Source organism: Cyanobacteria bacterium QS_8_64_29, assembly GCA_003022125.1.
Classification (GTDB): Bacteria; Cyanobacteriota; Cyanobacteriia; order Cyanobacteriales; family Rubidibacteraceae; genus QS-8-64-29.
Window position 1 is genome coordinate 14,710 of record PXQH01000026.1, and the last position, 25,313, is coordinate 40,022.

The window sequence follows — 25,313 nt, forward strand, 5'->3', positions numbered from 1 at the left end:
GCTGCCATGCAACCCGATTGGCAACCCTGCAACGCCTACACCGACATCCGCTACGAAAAAGCGGCGGGCATCGCCAAAGCCACCATCGACCGCCCCCACAAGCGCAATGCCTTTCGGCCCCAAACCGTCTCCGAGCTCTACGATGCCTTCTGCGACGCCCGCGAAGACCCCAACATTGGCGTTGTCCTGCTGACTGGGGCCGGCCCGCACAGCGATGGCAAGCATGCCTTCTGCGCCGGTGGCGACCAGAGCGTGCGCGACAAGGCGGGCTACGCCGATGCGGGCGGTACGCCGCGCTTGAACGTACTGGATTTGCAGCGGCTGATTCGCTCCATGCCCAAGGTGGTCATTGCCCTGGTGGCCGGCTACGCCATCGGCGGGGGCAACGTGCTGCAGGTGGTTTGCGATCTCACCATCGCTGCCGACAACGCCGTTTTCGGGCAAACCGGTCCCAAGGTGGGCAGCTTTGACGGCGGCTTTGGCGCCAACTACCTGGCGCGCATTGTGGGGGTCAAAAAAGCCAAAGAAATTTGGTTCCTGTGCCGCCAGTACGATGCCGAGCAAGCCCGCGAGATGGGCTTGGTCAATTGCGTGGTGCCCCTGGCGAAGCTGGAGGCCGAGGGCGTGCGCTGGGCCCATGAAATTCTGGACAAAAGCCCCATTGCCATCCGCTGCCTCAAGGCCGCCTTCAACGCCGATACCGACGGGCAGGCCGGCCTGCAGGAGTTGGCCGGCAACGCCACCTTGCTCTACTACATGACCGAGGAGGGCAACGAAGGCAAGCAGGCATTTTTGGACAAGCGCTCGCCCGATTTCCGCCAGTATCCCTGGCGGCCCTAACCGGGCGGCTGCGATACCATAACAAGCGGTACGGCGCAACACCGAGGCGATATGGGGTGGCTGCAGCGCCTGTGGCGCGTGGTTCGGGCCAACATCAACAGCCTGATCGGGCGGGCCGAGGATCCCGAGAAAATCCTGGAGCAGGCGGTTGCGGACATGCAGCAGGATCTGGTGCGGCTGCGGCAAGCAGTTGCCCAGGCGATCGCCTCGCAAAAGCGGACCGAGCGCCAGGCTAGCCAAGCCCGCTCCCAGGCCCAGGAGTGGCACCGCCGCGCCCAGCTCGCGCTAGAAAAAGGCGACGAGAATCTAGCCCGCGAAGCCCTGCAGCGCCGCAAGACCCACCAGGACAACGCCCAAGCACTCGAGCAGCAGCTGCAGCAGCAGAACCAGGTCGTTGATCGCCTCAAGCGCAACATGCGCCAGCTCGAGGGCAAAATCTCGCAGGCGCGGACCCAAAAGGATCTCTACATCGCCCGGGCGCGCTCGGCTCAGGCCTCGCAAAAGATTGCCGAGCTCACCGACGACCTCAGCACCGGCAGCGCCCTCAATGCCTTCGAGCGCATGGAGGACAAGGTCAACGAGCTCGAAACCAGCGCCCAGGCCGCCCAGGAGCTGAGCGGCGACGAGCTCGACAAGCGCTTCAGCCGCCTGGAGCAAGGCGAAGCCGTTGAGAGCGAGCTGTCGCAGCTGCGCGCGGGGCAAAGCAGCGGCGAGCTCCCGGCCGGCGAGCAACCCGCCATTGGGGATGCCGAGGTGGAGCGCGAGCTGGAGCGGCTGCGCTCGCAGCGCGACCGGTAATGCGCCGGGCCGGCCACTCGCAAGCCGTTAACATAGCGGGCAGAAAGGGAGCAGCGTGCCGGGTGGGTTCCCCCCGCAAGCGAGGAACAAGGAGCAACCATGGGACTATTCGATCGCCTCAGCCGCGTCGTTCGCGCCAACCTCAACGATCTGGTGGGCAAAGCCGAAGACCCCGAGAAGGTCCTGGAGCAGTCCGTCTCGGACATGCAAGAGGATCTGGTGCAGCTGCGGCAAGCCGTCGCCCAGGCGATCGCCGCTCAAAAGCGCACCCAAAAGCAGTACGACCAGAACCAAGCCGAGGCCGACAACTGGCACCAGCGCGCCCAGCTCGCCCTGAGTAAAGGCGAAGAGGACTTAGCGCGCGAAGCCCTGCAGCGCAAAAAAAGCTACGCCGATACCGCCGCCAACCTCAAACAGCAACTCGATCAGCAAAAGCAGCAGGTCGATGAGCTCAAGCGCAAGCTGGTGGCCCTCGAGGGCAAAATCTCGGAGGCCAAAACCAAAAAGGACATGTACAAATCCCGCGCCAAGGCGGCCAAGGCCAACCAAGAGCTGCAGCAGCAGCTGGGCAATGCCGGCAACAGCAGCGCTTGGAGCGCCTTCGAGCGCATGGAAGAGAAAGTGACCGAGCTGGAGGCCACCTCGGAAGCAGCTGGCGAGCTGGGCAGCTCCGATCTGGAGCAGCAGTTCGCCCAACTCGAAGGCGGCAGCGACGTCGACGAAGAGCTCTCGGCCATGAAGGCCCAGCTCAGCGGCAGCAGCAGCAAGGGCGAGCTACCGGAGGGCCAGCAGCAGGCTGAAGAGGGCGAGGGCTCCTCGCAGGGTAAGGCCTCGGATGAGGTCGTCGACGCCGAGCTGGACGAGCTTCGCTCGCAGCTCAATCGCAACAGCTAACCCATGCGCTTTGCCCGGCGCTTGCAACCGCTGCAAGCCAACGTCTTTGCCGAGATGGATGCGGCCAAAGCGCGGGCGCGCTCGGCCGGTCGGCCCATCATCGACCTATCGCTGGGCTCCACGGATCGGCCCGCCCCCGAGCGAGCGCTCGCCGCTATCGAGGGCTCGCTGAGCGATCCCAGCACGCACGGCTATACCCTGTTTCACGACACCCAGGCCTTCCGCGAGGCCGTGGCCCGCTGGTACGAGCGCAAGTACGGCCTGGCGATCAATGCGGAGACGGAGGTCCTGCTGCTCATTGGCTGCCAGGAGGGGACAGCGCACCTGCCGCTAGCGCTGCTCGATCCCGGCAGCGTGGCCCTACTCCAGGATCCGGGGTATCCCTCCCACGCCGGCGGCGTCCGCCTGGCCGATGGCGAGATCTATCGCATGCCCACCCTGGCCGAAAACGAGTTTTTGCCCCAGCTAGAGGCAATCCCGCAGGCCGTCCTAGAGCGGGCGCGGATGATGGTGCTGAGCTATCCGCACAATCCCACCACCGCCACCGCCCCGCTTTCGTTTTTCCAGCGTGCTGTGGCCTTCTGCCGCGATTGGAACCTGGCGCTGGTCCACGACTTTCCCTACGCCGACTTTGTCTACGATGGCCGGCCGGCAGCCCCCTCGGCCCTGCAAGCCGATCCGGCCCGGGAGCGGACGATCGAGTTTTTCACCTTATCCAAGTCGTTCAACATGGGCGGCTTTCGCGTGGCCTATGCCATCGGCAACGCCGAGCTCATCGCCGCGCTCCAGAACGTCAAATCGACCGTCGATTTCAACCAGTACCGCGGCATCATCAACGGCGCGATCGCTGCCCTGGAGGGCTCGCAAGCCATCGTGCAGGATACGGTTGCCCAGTTCCAACAGCGGCGGGATGCCTTGGTTGGCGCGCTGCACCGGGTGGGCTGGCCGGTGCCTGCGCCCGCGGCCACCTTGTACGTTTGGGCGCCGCTGCCGGCGGGCTGGCCCGGTACAGCCATGCAGTTCTGTACGCAGCTGGTCGCCGAGACCGGCGTGGCGGCCGCACCCGGTTCGGGCTTTGGCGAGCGCGGCGAGGGGTACGTGCGCTTGGCGCTGGTGCGAGATCCCGAGGTACTGACCCAAGCTGCCGAGCGCATGGGCGAGTTCCTCCAGCCCTACCTGCAGGCGGCACCGGCACGGTGAGCCCGCTTAGAGCGCCGCGCCCTCGCGCCAGGCCTGCCAGAATATTGTCGCTGCCAGGCCGGCCATCAACCCCCGGAACAGCAGCGCCACGGCGCGATCGGGCAAGCGAGGCAGCAAGCGCGTGCTGACCTGCGCGCCCGCCAAGCCGCCTGTCCCCAGCAGCAGGCCCGGTAGCAGCGCCACATTGCCCGCTTGCGCGTGTCCCAAGCAGGCTGAGGTGGTGGCAATGGCGACAGCCCCCAGGCTGGCGCGCACGGCCGTTTTGATGGACTCCCCCAGCAGCAGCACTTGCAGCGGCACCAGAACGACGCCGCCGCCCACCCCAAACAGCCCGGCCATAAAGCCGGCGATGCCGCCCGTTCCCAGCCGCGAGGCCCAGGGCGCGATCGCGGCTGGGCTTGCACTGGCGCTCGCCAGGCGCCGGCGCAAGCCCATCAAATAGATGTTGGTCAGCAGCAGCGCCCCAAATGCCGCCAGCAGCACTGCCGAGGCGAGGCGCTCCGCAGCCCAGGCACCGCCCTGCGCCGCAATCGCGGCCGGCACGCCCAGGGCAAGCGCGCTGCGCCAGCTCAGCTCCCCCATGCGCCAGTTCTGGAGGCTGCCCGAGAGCGAGATCACCACGATGGCCAAGCTGCTGGTGGCGACAGCCCGAACCGGGACGTAGCCCCAGCTCACCAGCAGCGGCACCAACAGGACGCCGCCGCCAATGCCCAGCAAGCCGGCCAGCAGGCCTGCCCCCACCCCACTTAGTGCCAAAGCGAGCCCGCTCGCGACCGTCACCGCCACCTCCGCTGCGCTTGGCAGACAGTGCTATACCGGGAGAGGCAAGCTAGCGCGATGAGGAGTCCCCATGAGCCAAGCCGCTGATCGCAACACCGCCCAAGCGCCCCAGGTCAAAGCCAAGCATATCTTGGACCGGCTCAACTGGGGCGAGCCGGCCTTTTCCATCCTGGATGTGCGTGATCGCAGCGCCTACAACCAGTCGCGCATCATGGGCGCCCTATCCATGCCCATGACGGAGTTGGTCGAGCGGGCGCGCCGCTCCTTCGAGGCCGATCGCGTGCTCTACGTTTACGGCGAAAGCGACCGGCAAACGGCCGAGGCCGTCCGGCAACTGCAAGCAGCGGGGTTCCAGCAGGCCTACGGCGTTGAAGGTGGGCTCTTGGGCTGGAAGCGCATGGCCGGCCCCACCGAAGGCAACGCCGACGCTTCCTAGTTGCAATGGCCTCGCAACCGCCGTGCCATAATAAAGATTGGTGTTCCTTTACATAACTAAACGTTATGGCAGGGTTAGCAGACCTCAAGCGGGCGCTGTCTAGGCTTGTCCCCATCCCCTCAGGCATCGAGCGCTCGCGATCGCGCGCTTATGACCTTAAAATGCGCCTGGATTGGGGGCAGCCAGCCCTGACGATCGTCGACGTCCGCGATCGGCGGGCCTACAACATCAGCCACATCCAAGGCGCCGTTTCCATGCCGCGCAACGAGCTGCTGGAGCGGGCGCTGGCAACGCTTGAGCCCCAGCGCGATATCTACATCTATGGCGATACAGACGAAGACACCGCCGCAGCCGCCCAGACGCTACGCACTGCCGGCTTCCAGCGGGTGACCGAGCTGCGCGGGGGCGTCGCCGGCTGGAAGGCATTCGGCTACCCGGTGGAGTCCATGTTTGCCTACAGCCTCTAGGCAGCGCTATTTGTGCTCAAACACGCCATTGAACTGGCGCAAGTCGAGGTTGGCAAAGACCGGGACGCAGTCAAAGCACTGCCGGGCGAGCGCCCAGCGCTCCTCGCGCACCAGCATGGCCGTTAGCTTCTGCCGCAAGCTCAGCAGGTAGCGCACGTCATTGGCGGCGTAGCGCAACTGCGCCGGCGATAGGTTGGCGGCATCGCCCCAGTCGGAGCTCTGCGCGTTCTTATCCAGCTCGATTTGCTCCAACTCTTGCACCAGCGCTTTCAGGCCGTGGCTGGCGGTATAGGTGCGCGCGAGCTTGCTGGCGATTTTGGTGCAAAAAATGGACTGGGTCCGGATGCCAAAGTTGTGCTGCAGCTGGGCAACGTCAAAGCGGGCAAAGTGAAACACGCTAGCGGGGGCGGCTGCTTCCATGAGCTGCTTGAGCCGCAGGGCCTCGGTCTGGCCCTTTTCGATGCGAATGGCGGTGACGGCATCGTTGGGATCGCACAGCTGCACCAAGCAGAGGCGATCGCGCTGCGGGTTGAGGCCCATGGTCTCGGTGTCGACCGCAATGGCCTCGGCGTCCAAGTAGCGCTCGAGCAGCGGCTGGGACAGGTCGCGATCGCAGATTTGCAGCTCGCTGGGTTCCATGGCAGCTCACTCGCTCAGGACATCGTTGCGCTCCAGGTAGCGGGCCACGGTCTGCACGTCCTTGTCGCCGCGGCCGGAGCAGTTGATGGCAATGCGCGGGCTGCCGCTCAGTTGCGGGCAGAGCACTTCTAGGTAGGCGATGGCGTGCGCGGTCTCCAGCGCGGGCACGATCCCCTCCAGCTGCGCCAGCCGCTGGAAGGCCGCCACGGCTTGGGTATCGGTGACGTTGTCGTAGCGGACGCGTCCGCTGTCTTTAAGGTGGCTGTGCTCGGGGCCAACGCCCGGGTAGTCCAGGCCGGCGCTGATCGAGTGGGCCTGCTGGATTTGGCCCTGCTCGTCCTGGAGCAGATAGCTCATGGCCCCGTGCAGCACGCCGGGGGTGCCGCAGCTCAGGGTGGCTGCATGCCGGGCCGATTGCAGGCCGTCGCCAGCCGCTTCTATGCCAATGGCTCGCACGCCGGGCTCGGGCAAAAACGGGTAGAACAGGCCCATGGCATTGGAACCGCCGCCCACACAGGCCAGCAGCACGTCGGGCAACCCGCCCCAGGCTGCCTGGCACTGGCGCCGCGCCTCCTGGCCGATGATGGCCTGGAAGTCGCGCACCATCATGGGATAGGGGTGGGGGCCGGCCACCGAGCCCAGCACGTAATGGGTCGTGCCCACGTAGGTAACCCAATCGCGAATGGCTTCGGAAGTGGCGTCTTTGAGCGTGGCACTGCCGGCGTGTACTGGCCGGACAGTGGCGCCCAACAGCTCCATGCGGAACACGTTGAGCGACTGGCGTTCCATGTCGCGCGCGCCCATGTAGATGGTGCAGCTGAGGCCCAGGTGGGCGCAGGCGGTCGCGGTTGCGACGCCGTGCTGGCCGGCCCCTGTCTCGGCGACAATGCGCTGTTTGCCCATGCGCTGCGCCAGCAGCGCCTGCGCCAGGGCGTTGTTGATTTTGTGGGCGCCGGTGTGGTTGAGGTCTTCGCGCTTGAGATAGATCTGCGGCCTGCTCCCATCGGCGCGCGCGTAGCGTTGGCTCAAGCGCTCGGCCCGATAGAGCGGGGTGGGACGACCCACATAGCCCTCCAGCAGCTGCTGAAGCTGGGCCTGGAACTCGGGATCGTCGCGGTAGTGGGTGTAGGCCGACTCCAGCGCCTGCAGGGCCGGAACGAGCGTCTCTGGGACGTAGCGGCCGCCAAACCCACCAAAGCGGCCGGCAGCATCGGGTTGGACCTCGGGCGCCGAACGCGGCGCTGAAGCGGCAGATGGCATCGCAGCCGGGGCGAGCAACGGCCCCTATTATATAGGAGCTGGGCTAGAAGTTCTCGTAGTTGGCGATCGCGGCGCTCATTTTGTCGATGACCGCCGCCACCGGCATGCTGCCCAGCTCGCCCGAGGCGCGCGTGCGAACGCTCAGGGTCTGGCCTTCCACCTCTTGGGCGCCCACAATGCCCATGACCGGAATTTTTTGCTTTTCGGCATTGCGGATGGCTTTGCCCAGGCGCTCGCCGCTGCGATCGGTCTCGGCGCGGATGCCGCGGGCCTGCATCTGCGCACTCACTTGCTCGGCGAACTCGCGCTGGTTGTCGCTAACCGGCAGCAGCCGTGCCTGCACCGGCGCCAGCCACAGCGGGAAGTCGCCGGCGTACTCCTCAATCAAAATGCCCATCAGCCGCTCCAGCGAGCCAAAGGGTGCGCGGTGGATCATGACCGGACGCTGGCGGGATCCATCAGCAGCCACGTACTCCAGATCGAAGCGCTCGGGCAGGTTGTAGTCCACCTGCACCGTTCCCAGCTGCCACTCGCGCTCCAGGGCATCTTGAAAGATAAAGTCCAGCTTGGGCCCGTAAAAGGCGGCCTCACCAATGCCTTCCACGTAGCTCAAGCCCAGCTGCTCGACGGCGCGGCGGATGGCCCCCTCGGCTTGCTCCCAGGCCCGATCCGAGCCCAGGTACTCGTCCGAGTCGGGATCGCGAAAGCTCAGGCGGGCGGTGAAGCTATCGAGCTGGAGCTTGCCAAACACCGATAGGAACAGATCGACAACGTTGAGAAACTCGGCATCGAGCTGCTCGGGCGTCACGAACAGGTGGGCATCGTCCACGGTGAAGCCGCGCACGCGCGTGAGGCCGCCCAACTCGCCCGATTGCTCGTGCCGGTAGACGGTGCCGAACTCAGCCAGGCGCAGCGGCAAGTCGCGGTAGGAGCGCAGCTCGTTTTGATAAATCTGGATGTGGAAGGGGCAGTTCATGGGCTTGAGGACAAAGCCCTCCTCCTGGGCCGGGGCCGCTTCGTCATCGGCCATGAGCGGGAACATGTCCTCGCGGTACTTCTGCCAGTGCCCGGAGGTCTTGAACAGATCGACGCGCGCGATGTGGGGCGTCACTACCGGCTGATAGCCGCGCTCGCGCTGCTGCTGCTTGAGGAACTCCTCGAGCAGCGAGCGGACGGTTGCCCCCTTGGGGGTCCATAGCGGCAACCCCGGTCCAACGGCGTCGCTGAAGGCAAACAGGTCCAGTTCCTTGCCCAGCCGGCGGTGGTCGCGCTTGAGGGCTTCTTGCTTGCGGCGCTGGTACTCGGCCAGCTGCTCGGGGGTTTCCCAAGCCGTACCGTAGATGCGCTGGAGCTGCTCGCGGTTGGCATCGCCGCGCCAGTAAGCCCCCGCGACGCTCTCTAAGGCGATCGCTTTGGGGTCGAGCTCGCCGGTGTGGGCCACGTGCGGCCCGGCACACAGGTCCCACCAGCGGTCGCCGAGGTGGTAGATCGAGATGGGGGCCTGCTCGATATCATCCAAAATCTCGAGCTTGTAGGGCTCGCCCAGGGCCTGAATGCGGCGCTTGGCTTCCTCGCGATCAACCTCCTCGCGCGTTAGCGGCAGCTGCTGCTTGATGATGTGGGCCATGCGCTTTTGGATGGCCTTGAGGTCGCTGTCGGTGAACGGCTCGGGGCGGTCGAAGTCGTAGTAAAAGCCGTACTCGGTCCAGGGGCCGATGGTGACCTGCGCCTCCGGATACAGCTCCTGCACGGCCATGGCCATCACGTGCGAGGCCGTGTGGCGGATGCGCTTGAGGCGCTCCGAGTCGCTAGTTCGCGGCAGCTCGACCGTTTGCGAGCTGTTGGAGGCAGCGGATTCAGAGGTCACCATAATGGGCTGCTCGCGCGGCGATCGGCACTCAATCGGGGCCTGTGGCCCCTTAATCCAGATAGTAGCTTAGCAGCTTGGGGCCGAGGCGGATGGGCTGCCCCGAGCGCGCGCCATCGCACCGGCAGACGGTGGCAGGATGTTAAAATTTTTAAACAAATTAAGAAGTCGCTCGGCCGCTGCCACGCCTGATAGGTTGGAAGCGGAGAGCGGCAATCGCGCAGCCAACTCGCGGGGAGACACCATGGATTGGTTCCATTTGCTCTACATCCTGGCCTTTAGCATCATTGCGTTCGTCGCGATTGGCAATTTGATCCGCAACCTGGTGAGCGTGGCGCAAGGGGCCCGCCCGAGCGGCCAGTTTGGCGGCACGTCGCAGTCGCGCCGGCAGCGATCGCCCGCCCATCCGGAATTGCTAGACGAGCGCGGCAAGCCCATCAACGAGCCGCTGTTGGTGATGCGCTCGGTTGACACTGATGACGCGCGCGAGCAGCTCGACACCCTCTACCAGGACTCGCCCCCTCCCGATAGCGACAGCGAGACCGAGCGCTAGGATCGCCCTAGCTGCTGACGGATTGCTGCTGGATGGCGATGCCGCGCTGCGCTAGGGTTTCCCGGAAGCGCGCCAGCGGTAGGGCGCGCTCGATGGGCCAGACCCCCGGCTGTGCGAGTTCGCCTTGCAACATTAGCTGTACCAGGCTCCCCGCGCCGGCGCCTGCCGCTGCCGCCGTATCGCTGTGGACCACCCTCAGATCCGCCCGAGCAGGCGCCCCCGCACGCTCGCCACTGACTTGGGCGCGCATGGCAAGCCCAATCCCACTCCAGCGCTCGCTCCAGCGCGCCATGCGCAGCGAGACGCGCGAGAGAAACTCAATGCCGGCGGCATTCTGCAGCCAGGGGTTGGGCCAGTGCGCGATCGCCCAGCTGAGGTGGTTGAAACAGTCGGGCACGGAGCCAAACTTGGTGGTGACGGTGCGCACCGGGAACGAGTGGGCGAAGGTATAGGTCTCGGCAACGTCGAACCAATACGTCCTGCCCCGGCCGTAAGGCTGCGGGAATGCCACGGTTTCGCGCTCGCTGTAGGGAGCAACGCGCTGCCACTGGCCCCCAATCCAGGCCCAGAACGGTTCCTGCAACCCCAGAAAGGTGGTGCGCATCACCGTCATGCCCGCTCCGCCCGAGCCGGCTACTAGGTAGTACATGCGAATGGCCTCGGGCCGATCCAGGGCAGCCACCCCCTGGCAGGCCATGGCATTAGAGATGCCGGGGAAGGCCCCGGCATTGAGGATCGCCGTGACGCCTGCTTGGCGCGCGCGCTCGTGGTAAGCGCTCGCGCACTGGACGAACGAGCGGTGGTCGCTGACATCCACGTACGGCACGCCCGCTTCAATGCAAGCCTGCAGGACGCGGCCGTCGCAGCGGTGGAACGGACCGGCGGTATGAACGACCCCATCGCTGCCGGCTACGGCACGCCGAAGCGCCGCGCCATCGGCCAACTCCAGCGGCAAAAAGCGCGATCGCGGCAGCAGCGGCCCGCGTTGCTGGCGGCCCGTGACCGTGACTTGGGCCTCGGTATGAGCGAGCAAATCGCGGGCGATACAGCCACCGATTCGGCCTTGGCCGCCAATGACCAGGATGCGCTCGGGCATGCCGCTCGCTGCCTAGCTGCCCGACCACGCTATCGCGCCGCGCGCACTAGCATGGGGGCACGCGAGCGCGCCGGCTAGCATGCGCGATTGGCCTTGGGCAGTTCCGCCAGCGTGGCTGGCCCAGCGATTGGGCGAGGTGGGGATCGCCGACTGCCGCTTCGATCTCAGCGATCCTGGCGCCGGCCGCCGGCAGTACGAGCGCGGCCACATCCCCGGTGCCTACCACTTTGACCTGGAGCGCGATCTCTCGGCCCCCACCGGGCCCGCTAGCGGACGCCACCCCCTACCAGACCCCGAGCAACTCGCCGACGCATTGGCGCGCGCTGGCATCGAGCGCGGCCGGAGCTGGGTGGTGGCCTACGATGACAGCCACCTCGCCTTTGCGGCCCGCTTTTGGTGGCTGCTGCGCTATCTGGGCCACGAGCAGGTAGCGCTGCTGGATGGGGGCTTCTCGGCCTGGCAGGCCGGCGGCTATCCCATCGAGCGCCGCATCCCGGCCGCACGCTCGGGCCGCTTCGACGCGCAACCGCGGCCCGAGCTAATTGCCCATGGGGAGCGGGTGCGCGCGTGCCAGCACCAGGCCGGGGTCGCCCTCATCGACTCGCGCGATGGTGCGCGCTATCGGGGCGAGCGCGAGCCGCTCGATCCCGCGGCCGGGCACATCCCCGGTGCCATCAACCTGCCCTGGCAGCACGCGACTGACGCGCAAGGCCACCTGCGGCCGGCGAGCGAGCACCGCCAGCGCTGGCAGGGGCACACCGGCGCCACCGAAACCATCGTCTATTGCGGTTCGGGCGTCACGGCCTGCGCCAACTTGCTCTCGCTGGCGATGGCCGGCGTAACTGACGCCCGGCTCTATCCGGGGGGCTGGAGCGAGTGGTGCGCCCGCTCGGGCGTGATCGCCACAGGCAGCGAGTAACGGCGCCGCCCCTGGGCCAGGAGCAGCTGGCCTTATAAAGGCAGCTGATACCAATCCCTTGGGACGATTAGTTATCGATGTTAAGATGGAGGATTCCCCGCTCGCGCGGTGCTGGTTATAACAATGGCTACAGCTTATTCCTATGGTCTGTGCGCTCGATCGGCTAACGATCTTTGTCGATGGCAACAACATGTTCTACGCCCAGCAAAAAAATGGCTGGTTTTTCGACCCGCGCTTGGTGCTGGATCATTTCCGCAACGGCCCTGACATCCGCTTCGTCAATGCCTTTTGGTACACCGGACTCAAAGACGCCCAAGACCAGCGCGGCTTTCGCGATGCCCTAATTAGCCTGGGCTATACCGTCCGAACCAAAATTCTCAAAGCCTACTACGACGATCGCTCCGGGCACTACTCGCAAAAAGCCAACCTGGATATTGAAATTGCCATCGACATGTTCAATACCGTCGATCAGTACAATCGCGTGGTGCTTTTGAGCGGCGATGGCGATTTCGAGCGTGCGATCGAGCTACTGCGCTCCAAAAACACTCACATCACGGTTGTCTCGACTGAGGGCATGATTGCGCGCGAGCTGCGCAACGCCGCCGATCGCTACATCGATCTCAACGACATCCGCGCCTGCATCGAAAAAGCCGAGTAGCCCGCGATCATTTAGTCTGGAAAGCAGAAGGAGCCGCCCGCTGCCAGGGGATGGGCCATGAGCACGCAACCCGATCACATCACCATTTTCGATACCACGTTGCGCGATGGCGAGCAGTCGCCGGGCGCCACCCTAAGCGCCGACGACAAGCTGGCGATCGCCCGGCAGCTGTCGCGGTTGGGGGTCGATGTGCTGGAGGCTGGCTTCCCCTATTCCAGCCAGGGGGACTGCCAGGCCGTGCGCCAAATTGCCGAAACGGTGGGCCAAGCGGATGGTCCCACCATCTGTGGGTTGGCGCGGGCCAAAAAGGCCGACATTCAAACGGCGGCCGAAGCGCTCGCGCCCGCATCGCGCGCCCGCATCCACGTGTTTTTGTCCACCTCGGCCATCCACCTGCAGTACCAGCTACAAAAAAACCAAGCCGAGGTTCTGGCGCTGGCTGAGGAAATGGTGGGCTACGCCCGCTCGTTGGTGGGTGACATCGAGTTCTCGCCCATGGATGCCAGCCGCACGGATCCGGCGTTTTTATATCAGGTAATCGAGCGGGCCATCGCCGCTGGGGCCACCACCATCAACATCCCCGATACCGTAGGCTACGACACGCCGCACCACATCAGCGCGCTCATCGGCGGCATCCGAGACAACGTACCCAACATCGACCAAGCCATTCTCTCCATCCACACCCAAAACGATCTGGGCTTGGCAACGGCCAACGCGCTAGCGGCGGTGGAGAACGGCGCCCGCCAGATCGAGTGCACCATCAACGGCATCGGCGAGCGCGCGGGCAACGCGGCCCTAGAAGAAATCGTCATGGCGCTGCACGTGCGGCGCCCGTACTTCAACGCCTATCTGGGACGCCCGCCTGAGAGCGAGGCGCCCCTAACCGGCATCAACACCCAGGAGATCTACAAAACCTCGCGCCTGGTCTCGAACCTGACCGGGCTAATGGTCCAGCCCAACAAGGCCATCGTGGGCAGCAATGCCTTTGCCCACGAATCGGGCATCCACCAAGACGGCGTCCTCAAAAACCGCCAAACTTACGAAATCATGGATGCCAACGACATTGGCTGGAGCAACAACCAGATCGTGCTGGGCAAGCACTCGGGGCGCAATGCCTTTCGCGCCCGCTTGGCCGAGCTGGGCTTCGAGTTGGGCGAGGCCGAGCTAAGCAAAGCCTTTTTGCGCTTCAAAGAACTGGCCGATAGCAAAAAAGCCATCACCGATTGGGACATTGAGGCCATTGTCAACGACGAGATCCAGCAAGCGCCGGCCCTATACCGCCTATCGCTGGTGCAGATCTCCTGCGGCGATAGCGCTTGCCCCACCGCCACCGTCACGCTCCACACCCCCGAAGGCGAGCAGCGCACGGATGCTGCCATCGGCACGGGGCCGGTCGATGCTGTCTACAAGGCCATCAACCGCCTGGTCAACGTGCCCAACGAGCTGATCGAGTACTCGGTCAACTCGGTGACCGCTGGCCTCGATGCCATTGGCGAGGTCACCATCCGCTTGCGGCACGCGGAGCGGATTTATTCGGGCCACGCCGCCAATACCGATGTCATCGTGGCCTCGGCCCACGCCTACGTCAACGCGCTCAACCGCCTCTCCCACGCCCAGAGCAAGCCGGCGGCCTCGCAACAGGCCGTGACCCAGCAATAGCCTCAGGCATCGGCGGGGCCCACGGCTGCGATCGCCGCCTCCAGCGCCAGCAAGACGTGCGTCCAGTGCGTGCCGCCTTGGCAGAAGGCAATGTAGGGCTCGCGCAGGGGGCCATCCGCCGACAGCTCGGCCGTGCTGCCCTCAACGAAGGTACCGCCGGCCATGACCAACTCGCTGTCGTAGCCGGGCATGGGGGCCGGCACCGGCTCCAGGTGCGCGTCCACCGGCGAGTGCTGCTGCAGGGCGCGGCAAAACGCCACCAATTTATCGCGCGAGCCCAGCCGGATGGCTTGGATGACATCGCGCTGGGGATCCGCAGGGCCGGGATTAACGGCATACCCCAGGCGGTGGAAAGCCCGCGCCATAGCGTGGTTGCCCTTGAGGGCTTCGCCCACTACCTGGGGCGCCAGGAACAGCCCTTGGAACAGCAACCGGTTGGGAGCGAGCGTGGCGCCGCCGGCGCTGCCAATGCCGGGCGCGGTCAGCCGGCAGGCGGCTGCCTCCACCAGATCGGCCCGGCCGGCCACGTAGCCGCCGGCGGGAGCCAGCGTGCCGCCCGGGTTTTTGATCAGCGAGCCCGCGATGAGGTCGGCGCCTACCTGAGGCGGTTCCTGCGCTTGGGCGAACTCGCCGTAGCAATTGTCGACCAGGCAGATCGCCTCCGGGTTCTGGCGCTTGACGCGCGCGACAATGCCCTCAATGTCGGCAATGGATAGGCTCTCGCGCCAGGCGTAGCCGCAGGAGCGCTGGATCAGGACTAGGCGCGTGTTGGCGCCCACAGCCTCCTCGAGCGCCGCCCAGTCGAGGCGCTGGCCTTCTGTTAGCGGCAGCTCCCGGTAGCCGACGCCGAACTCACGCAGCGATCCCTGCCCGCGCCCGCGCAGGCCGATGACTTCCTCCAGCGTGTCGTAGGGGGAACCCGCAACGGCCAGGATCTCGTCTCCCGGGCGCAGGACGCCAAACAGCGCGCAGGTAATCGCGTGGGTCCCCGAGACAAAGTGGCCGCGCACGAGAGCTGCCTCAGCCCCCACCACGCGGGCAAAGATGCCATCGAGGGTCTCGCGCCCCAGATCGTCGTGTCCGTAGCCGGTGCTGCCGGCAAAGTGCCGGCTGCCCAGCCGGTAGGCCCGAAAGGCTTCCAGGACTTTGGCAAGATTGTATTTGACTTGGGCGTCAATTTCGCCGAAGATCGGGACGAGTTCGGTCTCGACTTGCGATAGCAGCTGCCAACGGTCCATAGGCCACCCAAGCGCGCGCTTGCCAGCGTACGTTTCCCCTTAGAGGGGAACGCCAACGCTCGAGTTCGAATTCTGCCGCACCGCTTGAGATAATTGCATGACGAGCGCATCAACTTCTCCCGCTCCGCCCCGAAAACTGCTCTGGTCGGTCGTTTTCTACCTGGGCGCCATCCACGCCCTGGCGCTGCTCGCGCTGTGGCCGGCCACTTTTAGCTGGCCCGCCGTGGGTGTGGCGCTGCTGCTGCACTGGATAACCGGCGGATTGGGAGTAACGCTAGGCTTTCACCGCCTGGTCAGCCATCGCAGCTTTACAGTGCCCAAGTGGCTGGAGTACTTGCTGGTTACCTGCGGCACGCTCTCGGCCCAAGGTGGGGTCATCAATTGGGTAGGGCTGCACCGCATGCACCACCGCTACTCCGACACCGAGCCCGACCCCCACAATGCCAACGCTGGCTTTGGGTGGAGCCACATGGGTTGGATGCTCTACGACATTCCGGCCAACCACGCCGTGTACCGCTACACCAAAGACATCGCCGGCGATCCGGTGTATCGCTTTCTACAAAGGAACTTTATTTCGCTGCAGGTCGTTTTGGGCGGACTGCTCTACCTGTTGGGGGGTTGGCCCTTTGTCGTCTGGGGCGTCTTCGTTCGCCTAGTGGCCGTATTCCATTGCACGTGGTTCGTCAACAGCGCCACGCACGCCTTCGGCTACCGCAACTTTGACTGCGACGATCTGTCCAAAAACTGTTGGTGGGTGGCCTTGGTAACCTACGGCGAGGGCTGGCACAACAACCATCACGCCTATCCCTACTCGGCCCGCCATGGCTTGCGCTGGTGGGAGATCGACCTCACCTGGGGGATGGTTCGGGTCCTGCAGGCCCTGGGCCTAGCACGCCACATCAAGCTGCCCCCGGCCAGCGCTAAGGCCGGTACGCCCAACCCATCGCAATAGCGAGCAACAAGGCGCTGGCGATCGCAGCGCCAGCGGGATCCAAACCGCCAGCAGCACCAGCGCGATCGCCGCTATAAGGGGCCACCCCCAAAAGCGCGCGCCCGGCGTTCCCCGCCAGCGCCAAACGCGCCGGGCGGGGTAGCTGCTGGGCTGCTCGATGGCCGGCCGCCCGGCCACGGGGGTAAAAATCTGCTGGCAGCGATCACAGCCCAGCGCCTCGGTGAGGGCAATGCGCCGCAGTTGTCCGCCGCGGCGGCAAGGGCAAGGATAGACGGCGTCCAGATCCAGGGGCCGAGCTTGCCGGGAAGGCACAGCAGGCGCTCGCGATGGGCGATGGAGAAAACGTCAGACAGCCCCAGCGCGCGAGCCAGCGGGGCTGCCTGATGCGATCAAGTGGCTAAAAGCGGGTAACGCGATTCGAACGCGCGACATTCACCTTGGCAAGGTGACGCTCTACCGCTGAGCTATACCCGCCCGTTTGCGCTACTTAATGTGTCACAGCCATTGGGGCGCTGTCAATGCGCTTGCGAGCGCTCTGGGTCCTCCGAGACCGGCAGCACGGGGGAGGTACCGTCCGGGGCGAGCTCGTGATCGGCCGCTGGCGGCACTTGCCGCATGAGGTTGGCCATCTCGAGCGCGTTCATGGCGTAGTCCCAACCCTGGTTGGTTTTGACGCCCGCCCGCTCGAGCGCCTGCTGCATGGTCTCGGCAGTGACGATGCCATAGATTGCCGGTACGCCGCTCTGGAAGCCCGCCGCGGCAATGCCTTTGGCCGCCTCGCTGGCAACGTAATCAAAATGCGGCGTCTCGCCGCGAATGAGCGCCCCCAGGCAGATGATGGCGTCGTAGCGCCGCGACGAAGCCAGCCGCCGCGCCACCAGCGGGATTTCAAAGCTGCCCGGCACCCAGGCGTAGTCGATCTGGTCGCCTTCGGGGCTGGTATCGAGGCCGTGGCGCTTGAGGCAGTCCTGGCAGCCGGCCAGCAGCTTGCCCGTCACCAGATCGTTAAAGCGGCCGATAACGACCGCCAGCCGCAGCGAGCCCGGATCGGGGGCAAGATGGCCTTCAAAAACTGCCATGCGGGCCGCTCAGACCACAAAGAAGTTCAACACGCCCACCAGTAGGACCAGCGCCACCCAAATGCTGGACCCCACGTAGAGAATGGGTTGGGCGTTGTTGCCCCCGGCCAAAACCACCGGCGCCCCAATGACCAAGGCGAATGACAGCACGACCAACGCCGTTAGCGCGAGTTGAAATAGGATGAGCATCAGCTTCGTTCTCCCAACGCAGCCTTGCACGATGGCAGAAAACGCCCGCACGGAGCGCTTCTCCGTGGCAGCTAACCTATCAGATCCCGCCGGCAGCCTGGTGTAAGGAATTATTAACTGGCCCGGCGGCGGTGCGCTGCTGCGATTGCCTTTATTTATTTTTATAACATGGCCCGCACGCCCGAACGCCTGAGCGCGGCCGAGGCGGGGTTGCCAGGATGGCGAGCGCGCCTGCCTGCGGCCCTGCGACAGCTGCTGGACGATGCCGCCCGAGCGGCCGGCGAGCGCGGCTGGTGCCTGTACGCCGTGGGGGGTGCCGTCCGGGACTGGCTGCTGGCGCCACCGCAGGTGCCGCTGGGCGGGCAGGAGCTGGATCTGGTGGCCGACGGCTGCGATCGCGCGGCTGAGGCCGGGGCCGGCCTGGCAATCGCGCGCGCGCTACACGTGCAGTACCCGGAAGCTCGGCTGCAGCTGCACCAAGCCTTCCAAACCGCAGCCCTGCACTGGCACGCGCACCCGGCGCTGGGCTCGCTCGAGCTCGATGTGGCTACGGCGCGGCGCGAAGTCTACCTCCACCCGGCGGCCAATCCCGAGGTGGAACCCAGCGCTATCGGGGAGGACCTGGCCCGGCGCGATTTCAGCATCAACGCCTTGGCCCTGGGCCTCAACGGCCCCAATGCCGACGTGCTGCTGGATCGCTTCGGCGGGCTGGCCGACCTGCAGGTCGGCCGCATCCGCATCCTGCACGCCGATAGTTTCACCGACGATCCCACCCGGATCTATCGGGCCGTCAAATACGCCACGCGGCTGAGCTTCGAACTCGCCCCCGAGACGGCAGCAGCCGCCCGCCGCGCTACCGCCAGCGGCACCTACGAGCGCTACCGCAGCGGTCGCGCCCCAGCCCTGCAAGCGCGGCTCGGGGCCGAGCTGCAAGCGATCGCGCAAGCCCCTCACTGGCAGCCTGCGCTGCGGCAGCTGGCGCAGCTGGACGCTCTACGCTGCCTCCACCCCCAACTGAGCTTGGATGCGGGCCAGTGGCGACAGCTGCACCGCCTGGCGCGCTGGTTGCCGCGCTGGGATCCCCAGGGCCAGTGGGCGCACGGGCAGCTGCGCCTGGAGGCCCTACTGGCTGGACTGCCACCCCGCGATCGCCCGCGGGTGGCGGCCGAGCTGGCGCTACCCGGCAAAAGCCGGCAGCGTCTAGCGCAGCTCCAGGACGCCTGGCAGCAGATCCGGGCGGGGTTGCGCGCCTACCAGGCGCGCCCCGAACGCGATCGCCGGGCCCTAGCCGACCGGCGGCAGGCCGAGCGCGGCGCCCTCTTGCACTACCAGGGCCAGTACGAGCCCCAACCGCCGTCCGCGCTGCGCCGTGCCTGCGAGCGGCTGGAGCAGTACGGCTACCTGCCCAGCGAAGCCGAGGCTTTACTGTGCCTGTACGGGGCGCCGCTGCTGCTGCTGGTAGGCGTGCGGCTGCCGCCCGCCCAGCGGCGCGCCGTGTGGTGCTACCGGCAGTATTGGTCGCGGGTGGAATCGCCGCTGAGCGGCCGCGACCTCAAGGCGCTGGGCTACGCGCCCGGTCCCCAGTTCGCGCAGCTGCTGGGGGCGGCGCGGGCGGCTTGCCTAGACGGGGTTATTGGGGACGCTCCCACCGAGACGGAGATCCGCAACCAGGCGATCGCCTACCTACAAGCCTGCAGCCCCCACGGCTAGCTGCCCTAGCCCCTTCCGTTAGGATTAAAAGCAAGATATAATTTGTTACGAAATGTTTATCGGTGCGGTTGGGAGTCGGCCATGCAAAACCCTACCCTACACGCCTTTTTCGTCGGTCGGGCCCTGGCTGAAGTCTTGGGTGAGAAAGCAGAGACGGGCTTAACCGAAGTTTTGAGCGAGCTGGGCAAATTCGATGCCGAGCAGCGCGAGCGGATTCGGCAGTTCAGCGAGGAAGTCGTGGCGCGCGCAGAGCGGGAGGCCAACACGCACGCCGGCACTGGCCCGGCTCCGACGGCTGCGACCCCCTCAAACCCCAGCGCGAGCGACAATCCAGAGGACTTGCAGGCCACTATTGACGAGCTCCGCGCCTCCATTGCCAGCGTCCGGACCGAGCTCAACCACTACAACAACCACCAATCGGCCTAAAGCGCTCCCGGCGCTGCTAATCTGACCGGCAGCTCGGGCCCATTTCGTTAGGAATTAGCGTGTCTGTCGCGTCTCAGGACTCCAAACGCTCGCTCAAATACGCCTTCCGCCCCATTGCCTGGCACCCCGCGCGCCGGTGGGCCAAGTCTCCCCAATACCGGTGGAACCGCGAGAACTATTCGCCCGCACGGCGGCGCTTGGACATTTGGCATTTTGCCGCGCGCTTGTTGCTGCGGTTGTGGCTGGACGGCCAGCGCTGGAGCTATCTGGGTGGCTACAGCGAGGCCAAGCGGCAGGCCCGCCGCCAGGCGCTAGCGGTCTGGATCCGCGACAGCCTGCTCGCGCTGGGCCCAACCTTCATCAAGCTGGGCCAACTGTTTTCCACCCGCGGCGACCTACTTCCCACCGAGTACGTCACGGAGCTCTCCAAGCTCCAGGACCGGGTGCCCGCCTTCGACTACGAGCAGGCCGCTGCCATTATCGAGGCGGATTTGGGCAAGCCGGTGGGCGAGCTCTTTGCCAGCTTCGAGCCCACGCCCATGGCCTCGGCCAGCCTGGGGCAAGTGCACAAAGCCCAGCTCCACAACGGCGAGGAGGTCGCGGTCAAAGTGCAGCGACCGGGCCTCAAGCGGCTGTTTAGCATCGATCTGGCCATTTTGGAGCAGGTGGCCCGCTACGTTCACAACCACCCGCAGTGGGGGCGCGGGCGCGATTGGCTGGGCGTCTACCACGAGTGCTGCCGCATCCTGTGGCAGGAGGCGGACTATCTCAACGAAGGCCGCAATGCCGATACCTTCCGCCGCCACTTTCGCGGCGATGCGCGCGTGCGCGTACCTCGGGTCTGCTGGCGCTACACCTCGCTGCGGGTGCTGACGCTGGAGTACGTGCCCGGGATCAAAATCAGCCACCACCAGGCCCTGGACGCGGCCGGGCTGGATCGCAAGCGCCTGGCCCGCTGGGGCGCCGAGACCTACCTGGAACAGCTGCTCAACAACGGCTTTTTCCACGCCGATCCCCACCCCGGCAACCTGGCCGCGAGCCCGCAAGGGGAGCTGATCTTCTACGACTTCGGCATGATGGGGCGGATCGAGAGCGACGTCCGCGCTGGGCTGATGGAGACCCTGTTCGGCATTAGCGAGCGCAACGCCGAGCGGGTGATGCAGTCGCTGATCGAGCTGGGCGCGCTGGCCCCAAGCGAGGACATGGGCCCCGTGCGGCGCTCGATCCAGTACATGCTGGATCATTTTATGGACCAGCCCTTCGAGGCGCAATCCGTAAGCGAAATTGGCGACGACCTCTACGAGATCGCCTACGACCAACCCTTTCGCTTTCCGGCCACCTTCACCTTCGTCATGCGGGCCTTTTCCACCCTAGAGGGGGTAGGCAAGGGCCTGGATCCCGACTTTGACATAATGGAGGTCGCCCAACCCTTTGCGTCCGATCTGATGGCACGCCGATCCAGCAGCGGCAACACGGTTTTTGACGAGCTTGGGCGCCAGGCCGCCCAAGCTAGCAACACGGCGCTGGGCCTACCGCGGCGCCTGGACGAGACCATCGACAAGCTCGAGCGCGGCGACCTGCGCGTGCGGGTGCGCTCGATCGAATCCGATCGCATCCTGCGCCGCCTCAGCGGCATCCAGCAGGGAACCAACTACACGCTGATTGCCAGTACCCTGACGCTCTCGGCGACGATCTTGCTGGTCAACGGCTACGCCATTTTGGCTGGGGTCGTGGTTGTGGGGGCCGCTGGCGCCGGATTTGCTTTTTGGCGGCTGGTGCGGCGTCTGGATCGCATGGACCGCATGTCCTAGCCCATGCAACCCAGCTTTGCCGGTGCCAGCGACTGCGGCCGGGTGCGCGCCAGCAACCAGGACCGCTACTGCAGCGACCCGCAAGGGCGCTTTTTCCTGGTGGCCGACGGCATGGGCGGCCACGCCGGGGGCGAGCGCGCCAGCGAGCTCGCCATTGCCACGGTGCGCGATTGCCTCGCCCAGGACTGGGACACCGCTACCGACCCGGGCGCGCTGCTGGTCGAGGCCATCGCGGCGGCCAACACCGCCATCACCACCGAGCAGGGCCAACACCCGGAGCGCTCGCAGATGGGCACCACTCTGGTAGCGCTGGCCCTGCGCGAGGAGCAGGCATGGTGCGCTCACGTGGGCGATTCGCGCCTCTATCGGCTGCGCGCTAGCGAGCTAGTCCAGCTCACCGCCGACCACAACTGGGCAGCCCAGGCCGTGCGCGCCGGGGAGCTCTCCCCCGAGCAGGCCCGCAGCCACCCTTACCGCAACCTGCTGGTGCAGTGCCTGGGGCAGACTCCGCCGCCAACGCCCGAGGTTGCACCACTGGCGGTGCAGGCCGGCGATCGCTGGCTGCTGTGCAGCGACGGCCTCAACGGCGAGCTCACCGATGCCGAGATTCGCGACAGCTGGCAGGCCAGCGACAGCTGCCAGGCCGCCGTCGAGGTCCTAATTGCTGCGGCCAAGGCGCGCGGCGGCTCGGACAACATTACCGCCGTGGCGGTCGCGGCGCCGTCCTAGACGGCAGCTTGCCCGATCCAGCGGACCGCCTCACCCAAATCGGCGGCGACGGCATCGGGGGCGCTGGGGTGCTGGTAGCGGCCCGCCAGGACCGAGTCCCCATAGCCGGTGCGCACCAGAATCCCAGTGGCGCCGGCGTTATGGGCCAAATCGATGTCGGTGGCTTTATCGCCGACGACAAAGCTGCGCCCCAGGTCCAGATCATGGGCCCAGGCCGCAGCCACCAGCATGCCCGTGTTGGGCTTGCGCCACGCGCTCCAGCGGGCAAATTCTGGGACGCAGCCGCCGGCAGTGGGCGGCAGGTCCAGGCAGTAGTAGATGGCATCGAGCCAGGCTCGGGCCTGGGCGTGCAGGCAGCGGCTGAGCCGGCGGTGCAGGGCCTCGACGTGAGCGCAGCTGTAGTAGCCGCGGGCCGGGCCGGACTGGTTGGAGACCAGGCAGCAGAACCACTGCTGCTGGTTGAGCTGGCGCAGCGCCTGCGCCGCACCGGGAATGAGTTCTAAGTCCGCGACCTGGTGCAGGTAGCCGGCCTCGCGGTTGAGCACACCGTCGCGATCGAGAAAGACGGCCGCCCTAGCCACCCCACACTGCCTCCAGCACTGTCTCGGGTGCAATGTCGGCGATGTTGCCGGTGGGCGAGGCGATGCCCACGCAGCGATCGCGCTCGGGGGGCAGGAGCTTGTCGGGGTCAGTGGGGCCGAACAAAGCAATGGTGTAGGTACCGGTAGCCACGGCCAGGTGCATGGGGGCGCTATCAGTACACAGCAGCAAGCTACTGCCGCCGATGGTGGCGGCGAGCTTGCCCGCATCGGGCGGGGCGGTGGTTTTGAGCTCGGGGTCGGCTTGCTGCATGGCGGCCACCCAGTCGCGGTCCTCGGGGCCCTGCAGCAGCACGATGGGCAAATCGGGCTGCTTGTCGCGGATGTCGCGGACGATCGCCTGCCACTTCTGGGTGGGATAGGTTTTGTCGATGCCCTTATCGGCAGCCAGCCGGCTGCTGCCGCCGTGCAGCAGCACGTAGCGGCTGCCGGCAATGCCCAACCGCTGCTGCTCGCGCTCCACCCAGTCAATGTCGGGCTGAGGGAAACTTAGGCGCGGCGGCGGACAGGGCGCGGCAATGCCCAACCCCTGCAGCAGGTCGTGGTAGAGCTCGGCGGCGTACTGCTCGGGCTTGAGCGGGACCGGATCGGTCAGGAACCAGTCGGACTGGGTCTGATAGCCCACGCGGGTAGGAATGCCCGCCAACCACAGCAGCAGCCCCACGGTCCAGCGGCGGCCCAGCGCCAGGGCCGCTTCGTACTCGCGATCGCGCAGGGTGCCCAATAAATTAAGATAGTCTGCAGCTCCGTTGCGGGCTTTGAAATCAAACGTTAGCACGGAGTCGGCGTGCGGACAGACGCGGTAGGCGCCACGGGCGCGCGGTTCGACCAGAACGTCGACGATGGCCTGCGGGTACTGCTGCTTGAGCGTCTCCAGGGTGGGAAAAAACAGGATCTGGTCGCCAATGCCGCCGGGGACGAGGGCAAGGATCTGCATGGCGCGGGTCAGCTACGGGCACGACGGTAAGCGAGCGTAGCACGTTGGGCATCCGGACGAGCCGAGCATGCATTTACTGATTCCTGCGGCCGGTTTGGGCAGCCGCATGGGCGGCGATCGCAACAAGCTGCTGCTGAGGCTGTTGGATCGCCCCCTATTGGCTTGGACCCTGCTAGCCGTGCGCGAGGCCAGCACCATTCATTGGGTGGGGCTGATCGGCCAACCGGGGGACTTTGAGGCCTTTGAGGCCATTGCCAGCGAGGTGGGGCTGCCCCAGGCCATTCAATTCATCCGCGGCGGCGAGACGCGCCAGGACTCGGTCTACAACGGGCTGCAGGCGCTGCCGTCCCAGGCCGAGCGCGTGCTGATCCACGACGGGGCGCGCTGCCTAGTGACCTCCACGCTGCTGGATCGCTGCGGCGAGGCCCTGGATGGCTGCCAGGCCCTGATTGCGGCGGTCCCGGTCAAAGACACGGTCAAGATGGTGGATGGCGACGGCCGCATCGAGCAGACTCCGGATCGGCGCCGGATGTGGGCGGCCCAGACGCCACAAGGGTTTGAGGTGGCGCGGCTGCGGCAGTGCCACCACCAGGGCCGCGCCCGCGGCTGGCAGGTCACCGACGATGCCGCCCTGTTCGAGCGCTGCCAGCTCCCGGTCCGGACCATCCAGGGTGAGGAGACCAATCTCAAGGTCACCACGCAGGCGGATCTGGCCGTCGCCGAAGCGCTGCTGCGGCAGCAGTTGGTGCAGCCGGCGCAGCGGCGGCCCTCCTGAGGGCGGGCACGCCGGCGTGATCGCCGCCGTCACTATTGTGGGCGAAGCGCAACAGAGGCCATGGCACGGCGACCCAGGTGGCGGTGGTTGGGCGCAGCTCTGGCGCTGGGCTTGTTGGGGGCAGCCAGCGTCATTCCGCTGCAGTTGGCCCGGGCACGGCAGCAGCAGCCGCAGCCAGAGGCTGTGTTGGTACTAGGTGGAGGCGGCAGCGAGCGCATGCAGCGGGCGGCGCGGTTGTTGCGCCAGCGCCCGCAGCTCGAGGCCTGGATCTCGGCACCCAAGCAGACGTGGCCGGCCAACCGAGCTGCCTTTCGCCAGACAGGGGTGGCCCGCGATCGCCTGCACCCGGATTTTTGCCCCACCGACACGGTGACCAACTTCACCTGCCTGCTACAAAACGAGGCCTTCCAAGCGGCCGGGATCCAGCACCTGTACGTGGTGACCTCGGACTACCACATGCGACGCGCCCGCACCATCGCGGTGTTGGTGTTGGGCAGCCGCGGCATTGCCGTGACCCCGCTGGCGGTGCCCACCTCGCGATCGCCGGAGGACTGGCAGCGTGCAGCGCGGGATGCCCTCCGGTCGCTGCTGTGGCTGGCTACGGGCCGCACGGGTGCTGGCCTGGCGCAATGGCTGAGCACTCTTAAAACAGATAAAGAGATATTCTTGAAGACTATTCCTCTTTTGTTATTTTCGAGGTAATCTATAGCAATCACAACTTACACGTGAACGAACCCGTACTGGCGTAGCATCGAAAATTTAAAGATGTCATGCTCGATAAGTAGCCGGAATAGCACCTTGA

27 protein-coding genes and 1 tRNA gene are annotated in these 25,313 nt (G+C 66.0%); 17 read left to right on the top strand and 11 right to left on the bottom strand.

The genetic code is table 11. The features are described from left to right. Positions 1 to 6 precede the first annotated feature (6 nt). The 4 genes from BRC58_04945 to BRC58_04960 all read left to right on the top strand — a co-directional run bounded on the left by BRC58_04945 (position 7) and on the right by BRC58_04960 (position 3,732). A complete protein-coding gene (locus BRC58_04945; protein PSP17895.1) occupies positions 7 to 840 on the top strand; it encodes a 1,4-dihydroxy-2-naphthoyl-CoA synthase in 834 nt (277 codons plus the stop codon). 51 nt (positions 841 to 891) lie between these two features. After that, complete coding sequence (locus tag BRC58_04950; GenBank protein ID PSP17896.1) at positions 892 to 1,638, top strand: phage shock protein A; 747 nt, start codon at positions 892 to 894, stop codon at positions 1,636 to 1,638. A 99-nt stretch (positions 1,639 to 1,737) separates the two neighbouring features. After that, positions 1,738 to 2,532: a hypothetical protein gene (locus BRC58_04955; GenBank protein PSP17897.1), complete on the top strand. Its 795-nt coding sequence runs from the start codon at positions 1,738 to 1,740 to the stop codon at positions 2,530 to 2,532. 3 nt (positions 2,533 to 2,535) lie between these two features. Beyond that, positions 2,536 to 3,732 carry a succinyldiaminopimelate aminotransferase gene (locus BRC58_04960; GenBank protein PSP17898.1) on the top strand — a complete coding sequence of 399 codons (1,197 nt, stop codon included), beginning with the start codon at positions 2,536 to 2,538 and terminating at the stop codon, positions 3,730 to 3,732. 6 nt (positions 3,733 to 3,738) lie between these two features. On the opposite strand, the gene BRC58_04965 is transcribed toward BRC58_04960, so the two are convergent. Beyond that, positions 3,739 to 4,512, bottom strand: coding sequence for a permease (locus BRC58_04965; protein PSP17920.1), 774 nt, complete (start codon positions 4,510 to 4,512; stop codon positions 3,739 to 3,741). Between the two features lie 70 nt (positions 4,513 to 4,582). Here BRC58_04965 and BRC58_04970 point away from each other — a divergent pair, with 70 nt between their 5' ends. Together BRC58_04970 and BRC58_04975 are read left to right on the top strand one after the other, a co-directional pair. Continuing rightward, entirely contained in the window at positions 4,583 to 4,948 is a 366-nt protein-coding gene (locus BRC58_04970) for a rhodanese-like domain-containing protein (protein ID PSP17899.1), read from the top strand. Between the two features lie 65 nt (positions 4,949 to 5,013). Further along, positions 5,014 to 5,415: a rhodanese-like domain-containing protein gene (locus BRC58_04975; protein ID PSP17900.1), complete on the top strand. Its 402-nt coding sequence runs from the start codon at positions 5,014 to 5,016 to the stop codon at positions 5,413 to 5,415. 6 nt (positions 5,416 to 5,421) lie between these two features. On the opposite strand, the gene BRC58_04980 is transcribed toward BRC58_04975, so the two are convergent. From BRC58_04980 to BRC58_04990, 3 genes are read right to left on the bottom strand one after another with little or no spacing between them, the layout of a single operon-like run. Then, a complete protein-coding gene (locus BRC58_04980; protein ID PSP17901.1) occupies positions 5,422 to 6,054 on the bottom strand; it encodes a ribonuclease D in 633 nt (210 codons plus the stop codon). Positions 6,055 to 6,060: 6 nt separating this feature from the next. Continuing rightward, a complete protein-coding gene (gene trpB, locus BRC58_04985; GenBank protein PSP17902.1) occupies positions 6,061 to 7,314 on the bottom strand; it encodes a tryptophan synthase subunit beta in 1,254 nt (417 codons plus the stop codon). A 43-nt stretch (positions 7,315 to 7,357) separates the two neighbouring features. Further along, positions 7,358 to 9,184 carry a threonine--tRNA ligase gene (locus tag BRC58_04990; protein PSP17903.1) on the bottom strand — a complete coding sequence of 609 codons (1,827 nt, stop codon included), beginning with the start codon at positions 9,182 to 9,184 and terminating at the stop codon, positions 7,358 to 7,360. A gap of 241 nt (positions 9,185 to 9,425) precedes the next feature. Between BRC58_04990 and BRC58_04995 the strand changes: the two genes are divergently transcribed. Next, the gene (locus BRC58_04995) at positions 9,426 to 9,734 is read left to right on the top strand and encodes a DUF2973 domain-containing protein (GenBank protein ID PSP17921.1); all 309 of its coding nucleotides are present in this window, start codon (positions 9,426 to 9,428) and stop codon (positions 9,732 to 9,734) included. A 7-nt stretch (positions 9,735 to 9,741) separates the two neighbouring features. Here BRC58_04995 and BRC58_05000 read toward each other — a convergent pair whose 3' ends face one another. Then, positions 9,742 to 10,830, bottom strand: coding sequence for a saccharopine dehydrogenase (locus BRC58_05000; GenBank protein ID PSP17904.1), 1,089 nt, complete (start codon positions 10,828 to 10,830; stop codon positions 9,742 to 9,744). Between the two features lie 79 nt (positions 10,831 to 10,909). Between BRC58_05000 and BRC58_05005 the strand changes: the two genes are divergently transcribed. The 3 genes from BRC58_05005 to BRC58_05015 all read left to right on the top strand — a co-directional run bounded on the left by BRC58_05005 (position 10,910) and on the right by BRC58_05015 (position 14,066). Then, positions 10,910 to 11,749 (top strand): sulfurtransferase, encoded by an 840-nt coding sequence (locus BRC58_05005; GenBank protein PSP17905.1) that lies wholly within the window; start codon positions 10,910 to 10,912, stop codon positions 11,747 to 11,749. A 142-nt stretch (positions 11,750 to 11,891) separates the two neighbouring features. After that, positions 11,892 to 12,407: an NYN domain-containing protein gene (locus BRC58_05010; GenBank protein ID PSP17906.1), complete on the top strand. Its 516-nt coding sequence runs from the start codon at positions 11,892 to 11,894 to the stop codon at positions 12,405 to 12,407. 57 nt (positions 12,408 to 12,464) lie between these two features. Beyond that, entirely contained in the window at positions 12,465 to 14,066 is a 1,602-nt protein-coding gene (locus BRC58_05015) for a 2-isopropylmalate synthase (GenBank protein PSP17907.1), read from the top strand. Positions 14,067 to 14,068: 2 nt separating this feature from the next. Here the strand turns inward: BRC58_05015 and BRC58_05020 are convergent, their stop codons facing one another. After that, entirely contained in the window at positions 14,069 to 15,304 is a 1,236-nt protein-coding gene (locus BRC58_05020) for an aluminum resistance family protein (GenBank protein PSP17908.1), read from the bottom strand. A 97-nt stretch (positions 15,305 to 15,401) separates the two neighbouring features. On the opposite strand from BRC58_05020, the gene BRC58_05025 reads away from it, so the two are divergent. After that, the gene (locus tag BRC58_05025) at positions 15,402 to 16,256 is read left to right on the top strand and encodes an acyl-CoA desaturase (protein PSP17909.1); all 855 of its coding nucleotides are present in this window, start codon (positions 15,402 to 15,404) and stop codon (positions 16,254 to 16,256) included. Positions 16,257 to 16,658: 402 nt separating this feature from the next. Here BRC58_05025 and BRC58_05030 read toward each other — a convergent pair. From BRC58_05030 to psbZ, 3 genes are all read right to left on the bottom strand, one after another. Further along, positions 16,659 to 16,730, bottom strand: a tRNA-Gly gene (locus BRC58_05030). 41 nt (positions 16,731 to 16,771) lie between these two features. Continuing rightward, on the bottom strand, positions 16,772 to 17,335 hold the full coding sequence (locus tag BRC58_05035; protein ID PSP17910.1) for a 6,7-dimethyl-8-ribityllumazine synthase: 564 nt from the start codon (positions 17,333 to 17,335) through the stop codon (positions 16,772 to 16,774). Between the two features lie 9 nt (positions 17,336 to 17,344). Beyond that, positions 17,345 to 17,524: a photosystem II core protein PsbZ gene (gene psbZ / locus BRC58_05040; protein PSP17911.1), complete on the bottom strand. Its 180-nt coding sequence runs from the start codon at positions 17,522 to 17,524 to the stop codon at positions 17,345 to 17,347. A gap of 168 nt (positions 17,525 to 17,692) precedes the next feature. On the opposite strand from psbZ, the gene BRC58_05045 reads away from it, so the two are divergent. The 4 genes from BRC58_05045 (at position 17,693) to BRC58_05060 (ending at position 22,200) form a co-directional block, all read left to right on the top strand. Continuing rightward, positions 17,693 to 19,234 (top strand): hypothetical protein, encoded by a 1,542-nt coding sequence (locus BRC58_05045; protein ID PSP17912.1) that lies wholly within the window; start codon positions 17,693 to 17,695, stop codon positions 19,232 to 19,234. Positions 19,235 to 19,315: 81 nt separating this feature from the next. After that, entirely contained in the window at positions 19,316 to 19,660 is a 345-nt protein-coding gene (locus BRC58_05050) for a hypothetical protein (protein ID PSP17913.1), read from the top strand. A gap of 59 nt (positions 19,661 to 19,719) precedes the next feature. After that, positions 19,720 to 21,471, top strand: a complete 1,752-nt coding sequence (locus BRC58_05055; GenBank protein PSP17914.1) for a hypothetical protein — start codon at positions 19,720 to 19,722, stop codon at positions 21,469 to 21,471. Positions 21,472 to 21,474: 3 nt separating this feature from the next. Then, entirely contained in the window at positions 21,475 to 22,200 is a 726-nt protein-coding gene (locus BRC58_05060) for a serine/threonine protein phosphatase (GenBank protein ID PSP17915.1), read from the top strand. Here BRC58_05060 and BRC58_05065 read toward each other — a convergent pair. Then, positions 22,197 to 23,009: a D,D-heptose 1,7-bisphosphate phosphatase gene (locus BRC58_05065; GenBank protein PSP17916.1), complete on the bottom strand. Its 813-nt coding sequence runs from the start codon at positions 23,007 to 23,009 to the stop codon at positions 22,197 to 22,199. The genes BRC58_05060 and BRC58_05065 overlap by 4 nt on opposite strands. Then, the gene (locus tag BRC58_05070; protein PSP17917.1) at positions 22,774 to 23,736 is read right to left on the bottom strand and encodes a glycosyltransferase; all 963 of its coding nucleotides are present in this window, start codon (positions 23,734 to 23,736) and stop codon (positions 22,774 to 22,776) included. The genes BRC58_05065 and BRC58_05070 overlap by 236 nt, the downstream gene beginning before the upstream one ends. Before the next feature lie 67 nt (positions 23,737 to 23,803). Between BRC58_05070 and BRC58_05075 the strand changes: the two genes are divergently transcribed. Further along, complete coding sequence (locus BRC58_05075; GenBank protein ID PSP17918.1) at positions 23,804 to 24,511, top strand: 2-C-methyl-D-erythritol 4-phosphate cytidylyltransferase; 708 nt, start codon at positions 23,804 to 23,806, stop codon at positions 24,509 to 24,511. 60 nt (positions 24,512 to 24,571) lie between these two features. Next, positions 24,572 to 25,213 carry a YdcF family protein gene (locus BRC58_05080; protein PSP17919.1) on the top strand — a complete coding sequence of 214 codons (642 nt, stop codon included), beginning with the start codon at positions 24,572 to 24,574 and terminating at the stop codon, positions 25,211 to 25,213. The last annotated feature ends 100 nt before the right edge of the window (positions 25,214 to 25,313 follow it).